We start from the raw sequence: 6,265 nt of genomic DNA on the forward strand, positions 1-6,265 counted from the left end.
CCGCCATGGTCCAAATCACCCGCAAGCGCCGCCGCCCCGATCTCGGCCTGATCGCCCTGGAACCGCGCTGGATGTTTGACGGCGCCGCTGCTGCCGACGCCGCCCATGCCTCCCCTGACGCGGCGGCTAAGGCGCTGATCCCCGACGCCCCCGCTCCGGTGCAGGTGAAGGCGGCCGATCCCGCCCAGAATGGCGGCAAGAAGGAAGTGGTGTTCGTCGATACCTCGGTGGCCGATTACAAGACGCTCGAAGCCGCCGTCAAACCCGGCATCGAGATCGAGGAAATCGACGGCAGCCAAAGCGGCCTGGCCCAGATGGCCAAATGGGCCGAGACCCATAGCGGTTATGACAGCATCTCCATCCTGTCCCACGGTGCCGAGGGAACGGTCAGGATCGGTACCGACGCCATCTCCGCCGCCCGCCTCTCGGATACGGCAATTCAGGCGGAACTGGCCGAAATCGGCCATTCGCTGAATCCCGGCGGCGATCTGCTGCTCTATGGCTGCGACGTGGCCAAGGGCGATGACGGCCAGCAGTTCATCAACGACCTGGCCGCCGCCACCGGCGCGGATGTAGCCGCTTCCACCGATGCCACCGGTGCCACCACCCGGGGAGGCGACTGGATCCTGGAGCGGGCCACCGGCGATATCTCGGCCCGCACCATAGATCCGGGCGACGGCTATGACCATCTGCTGACCAATTCGGTGGCACCGGAATTCCAAAGCCTGGTGGTCACCACGCTCCAAGATCTGGGAACCGGCATTGCCTCGGACAGCAACCCGATCAACAGCGCCTACCAGATGTCGGCCGTCACCGTGACACCCGATGGCACCAGCTACGTGGCCTACGTTGTCTGGGATACTGGCACCCAGAGATACAACACCAAGGTGGTGTCCTGGAACGGCACGGCTTGGGTGGACACCGGCGCATTGCCCCAGGGTTATGGGCAGGGCCTGTCCATGACCGCGACGACCGATGGCACCGTCTATCTCTTCGCCCAGGACTTGAACACCAACGGCAAGGCCGTGGTGATGAAATACACCAGCCAGAGCGGCTGGGCGGCGGTCGGTCCGGCCGATTTCTCGGACGGCCAGGCCCAGATAACCACTGTCGCGGCGGGAGCCGATGGCAAGGTCTACGCGTCCTACTCCGACACAAGCGGCTTCTTTGTCAAGGTCTTCGACCCGGGCAATGCCGGAGCCGGTTGGACGACCCTGTTCAACGACACCAGCGGCAGCACCCAGGGAACGGTGGCGATTTCACCTGTCACCGGCCAGCCGATCATCGCCTATTCCAGCAACGCCTGGCAAAACTCCTACGTCGTGGTCAAATCCTACGACGGCAGTTCGTGGAGCGTTGTCGGCAACACCAACTTCTCGGCCAATAACGCCACCAGCATCACTCTGGCGGCGACCTCGGACGGCAGCATCTATGTGGGCGACCAGGAAGGTGACAACTACGCCCCCACCGTCCGCACCCTGGTCAACGGCACCTGGACCCAGATGGGCACGCTGCCGGGCCAATATGTGGCCGCCACCATGGCCGCCTTCGACAACGGCGCCGTCTATGCCGGCTATATCGACAGTAGTGCCAGCTTCGCCGGCACAGTGGTGCGCTGGGACGGCACCAACTGGGTCTCCGTCGGCCATTTCGGCACCGCCGATCCCATGAGTGGCGCCCGTATCGGACTGGCGCTCACCGCCAGCGGCCAGCTGGTGGTCGGCTTCCCGGATTACACCGAGAACAGCTATCAGGGCAGCTTCCGGATCGCCACCGGCAACACCACCTACGACGCCGCCACGGTTCAGGGGGGCCAGACCAGCGTGCTGCGCGCCATCGCCGCCGATGCCGCCAATGACACCATGACCTACACCATCGTCGGCGGCGCCGACCAATCGAGTTTCTCGATCGTCAACAACGCCCTGGTCTTCAATTCGGCCCCCACTTACGGCACCACCGCCGACGCCAACCATGATGGCCTGTTCGAGGTCCAGGTGCTGGCCAACAACGGCCACGGCCAGACCACCTCCGAATTGATCAAGGTAAAAGTCACCCAGCCTCCGGCCGGCCCAAGCGTCACCTCCATCAACCGCCATACCGGCGCAACCCAGCTGACCAACGCGGCGTCCGAGGTGTTCGACGTCACCTTCAGTCAGGCGGTGAGCGGGGTGTCGACATCCAACTTCTCGCGCTCGGGAACGGACGGCACCGGCACGGTGTCGTCGGTCGTCGACAGCGGCGACGGCATTCATTACACGGTGACCATCTCCAACGTGTCGGGCGCGGGCACTTTGGGCCTGGATCTGATCAGCACCAGCGGCATCATCGCCACCAGCGGCGGCGCGGCGCTGGTCGGCACCCATACCGGCGACCAGACCTATACCGTCGACCGTGTCGCCCCGACCGTCTCCGCCGTCTCCCTTGGGCAAAGCGCCTACGTTGTCGGGAATACGGCGACGGCCACCATCACCACGTCCGCGGCCTATGACGGCAACGGCGCCTACACGCTGGGGGCGGGCAGCTCCATCGACGGTTATACTCTGTCCAACCTGACCCAGGTCGACGCCACCCATTGGACGGTGCAGTTCACCGTCACCGATGGCGGCGACGACCTGACGGCCAGCCAGGCGCCCTGCCATATCATCCTGGTCGACCATGTCGGCAACCAGGGCACGGCCTACAACGGCGGCACCAGCGGCACCGTCACCATCGAAGGCAACGCCATGACGCTGACGGCGGGGGGCGGCACGCCCGCCTTCTCTGTCCTTCATGGCGCCGTCGATATCGACGCCAGCATCACGCTTTCCTACCCGAGCCAATACCTGAACGGCAACGGCACTCCCAACCTGGGCGGCGGCACCTTGACGGTGTCGGTCTCCGGCAACAGGGACACCAGCCACGACGCCCTGTCGCTCAACACCTTGAACGGGATCACCCTCAACGGCACCGAGGTCGATGACTCGGGCCAGGCCATCGGCACCATCAGCGGCGCCAACAACGGCAGCGCCGGGCATGATCTGGTCATCACCCTGGCCGCCGACGTGACCCCCGATCAGGTGCAGGATCTGCTTCGCGCGATCCGGTTCAACAGTCCGGCCACCGAGAGCAGCGCGAATCGCACCGTCACCTACACCCTGGTCGACGCGGCGGGCCTGACCGGCATCGCTACCCAAACCGTCAATGTTTCGGGCTACCCGCTGGTCAATGTGTCCCCCGCCTATACGGGGACGGCGACCGGGCCGAACCTGATTGCCCCCGACACGGTCTACGACGTGTCCTCGCTGGCCAGGATCAGCGACTCCACCGGCCCGCGCACCGAGACCTGGACCCAGGCGACCGCGCCCAACCACGGCACGCTCACCATCAACGGCTCGGTCGGCGGCAGTTACAGCATGACCGACAGCGTCTATCTCGGCCAATGGACGGCGAACCCGAGCGGCATCGTCTACACCCCCACCGCCAACTATACCGGGCTCGACCAGTTCACCATCAACGTGAGCAACGGCGTCAACACCACATCGATGACCTATTACGTCGTCGTCGACACCATGCCGACGGTCACCGTTGGCGGCGGCACCTCCGCCACCTACACCAACAGCGCGGTGGTGATCGACAGCGGCGTCAGCATCGTCGATCCCGACGTGGCAAGTGGCGCCGGTGGGCTGGGCTATTCCGGAACCTCCGACACCAGCGGCGTCATGAGGGTCTACGTCCAATCAGGCGGCGACGCCGCCCACGATACGTTGTCGGTGGGGACAATCGGCGGCATCACCGTCACCGGCAGCACCGTCAAGGACGGCGGCACCACCATCGGCACCATCGATACCACCAACACCGGCGGTATCGGCCATTACCTGGAAATCCACCTGGCGGCGGGCGTCACCGCCGCCCAGGTCACCGATCTGGCGCGGGCCATCCAGTTCTCGGCATCGGGCACGTCGAGCACCACCGACCGGACCATCCGAATCGGCGTCGCCGATGGACTGGGCCCGTACACCGGGCTGATCGCCGTCAGCGAAACCGTCCATGTCGATGTCGTCTCTACGCCGACGGTCGCCTCGATCAACCGCGCCGCCGCACAAGCGACCCAGGGCAGCGGCGGCCTCGACTTCACGGTCACCTTCAACCAGACGGTGAACGGGGTAGACGCCTCGGACTTCGCCGTCACCAAGGGAACCGGTGTCGGTGGCACCCCGACGGTGTCGATCACCGCCGGAGCGGCGGGCTCCAACACCTATACGGTGCATGTGGACGGACTTTCCGGCGACGGCGACGTCCGCCTCGATCTCAACGCCGCAAATACCAGCATCACCGGCCAGAACGGGGGCCTCGCCATCACCGGCGGCTACAGCTCGGGCCAGACCTACACCCTGGACAATACCGGCCCGCAAATTACCAGCATCGACCGGCATACGCCTGCGGGGCCGACGACCAATGCCTCGTCGCTGGTCTATTACGTCACCTATGACGGGGCGGTCACCAACGCCACCACCGCCGCCAACTATACCGTGACCGGCAGCACCGCCACCGTCAGCAATGTCGTTTCGGTCGGCGGCAACACCTATGCCGTCACCGTTTCGGGTGGCGATCTCGCCACCATGAACGGAACGGTGACCCTGGGGCTTTCTGGCACCAACACCATCGCCGACGCTGTCGGCAATGCGCCCGGCACCACGCCCACCGGCACCAATATCAATACCTATACCGTGGATCACACCGCGCCGACGGTGACCTCCATCGATCGCCACACGCCAGCCGGGGGCGCCAGCAATGGGACATCCCTGGTCTATTACCTCACCTTCAGCGAGACGGTCGCCAACGCGACCAACGCCGCCAACTATGTCGTGACGGGCAGCACGGCCAGTGTCACCAATGTTTCGCTGGTCGGCGGCACCACCTATGCCGTTACGGTCTCGGGTGGCAATCTCGCAACGATGAACGGAGTGGTCGGCCTGGGCTTCTCCGGCGCCCAAGCCATCACCGACGGCGCAGGCAACGCCCTGACCAGCCTGACGCCCAGCGGCACCGACAATCACACCTACGCCATGGACCATCAGCCCCCCGGCCCGCCGACGCTGATGGCCGTCGGCGGAACGTCGACCGCCGTGCCGATAACCGGCATGGCCGAGGCCAACAGCACAGTTCGGATCTATGACGGCGCAACCCTGGTGGGAACCGTGACGGCGGATGGCGCGGGCCATTGGTCCTATGGCGCCACCTTGGCGGTGGGGACGCATCAACTGACCACGACGGCGACCGACAGAGCGGGGAACCAATCCAATGCCTCGGCGCCGGTGGCGGTGACCATCAGCGACCCGCCATCACCGCCGCCGCCACCCCCGCCGCCACCCCCGCCGCCGCCACCACCGCCACCGGTGGTACTACCGGTGGCACCACCGATACCTCCGTCGGACCCAACCCCCACGCCCACACCGATCTTCGCACCGATCCCGGCACTGACTTCGACGACGGCCGCGCCTGGCGACGGCAGGACCACCCCGACCACCGTCGGCCCCCAAGTCAGCCTGATCGGCGGCGGAACAACCGGCGTCGGCACCACTGCGGGCGCTGGCAACACCGGCCAAGCGGCACCAGGGCAGATCCAGGCTCCGGCGGTGATTACCTTTGCCGCCTCCGGCCAGTTGACGGCCTTGGCGGGTGACGGAGGCGCCTTCCGGGTACCGGTGATCGCCCAAGGCCAGCGGTCCGGCGGCGACGCCCTGCTGGCGGTAAGGCCGCTGGCTCAGGTCCGGGAAACCCCGTCGGGACTGGTCAGTTTTGCGCTGCCCGTGGATACGTTCGCCCATACGCGGCCCGACGCCGTGGTCAATCTGAAGGCGGCGCAGCAAGACGGCCAACCGTTGCCGCCCTGGCTGGCCTTCGATCCCAAGACCGGGGCCTTCACCGGTACCCCGCCCGCCGGCGCGGAGGGTGTGGTGGTGGTCAGCGTTGTGGCCCGCGACCAGGATGGCCGCGAAGCGATCGCCACCATCCGCATCAATCTTGGCAAGGGCGACAGCGCCCAGGGACCGGCAAAAGGTCGGGGGGGCACCGTCGGTGATTCCGGCCGCCCATCGGGCCGAGTTGCCCTTGTCAAACCCGTGGGCAAGCTTGCCTTCACCCAACAGATCAAGATGGCCAGCCGGATCGGGAGTCATGGGCTGGCAGGTTCGTTCGGAGCGTCATCATGAGACAGCTCACCCGCAAGCGCCGCCGTCCCGACCTGGGCCTGATGGCCCTGGAGCCGCGCTGGATGTTCGACGGC

General features: G+C 66.2%; 1 protein-coding gene. It reads left to right on the forward strand.

Going from position 1 to position 6,265, the window contains the following annotated elements; genetic code table 11:
• Window positions 1–5 precede the first annotated feature (5 nt).
• Window positions 6–6,191, forward strand: a complete 6,186-nt coding sequence (locus CU669_RS15315; RefSeq protein WP_112146247.1) for a DUF4347 domain-containing protein — start codon at window positions 6–8, stop codon at window positions 6,189–6,191.
• The last annotated feature ends 74 nt before the right edge of the window (window positions 6,192–6,265 follow it).

This window comes from Paramagnetospirillum kuznetsovii (assembly GCF_003284725.1).
GTDB classification, from domain to species: domain Bacteria; phylum Pseudomonadota; class Alphaproteobacteria; order Rhodospirillales; family Magnetospirillaceae; genus Phaeospirillum; species Phaeospirillum kuznetsovii.

Excerpts from the sequence above, each read along its gene's own strand:
- CU669_RS15315 (WP_112146247.1), top strand. The coding sequence starts at position 6 with ATGGTCCAAATCACCCGCAAGCGCCGCCGCCCCGATCTCGGCCTGATC.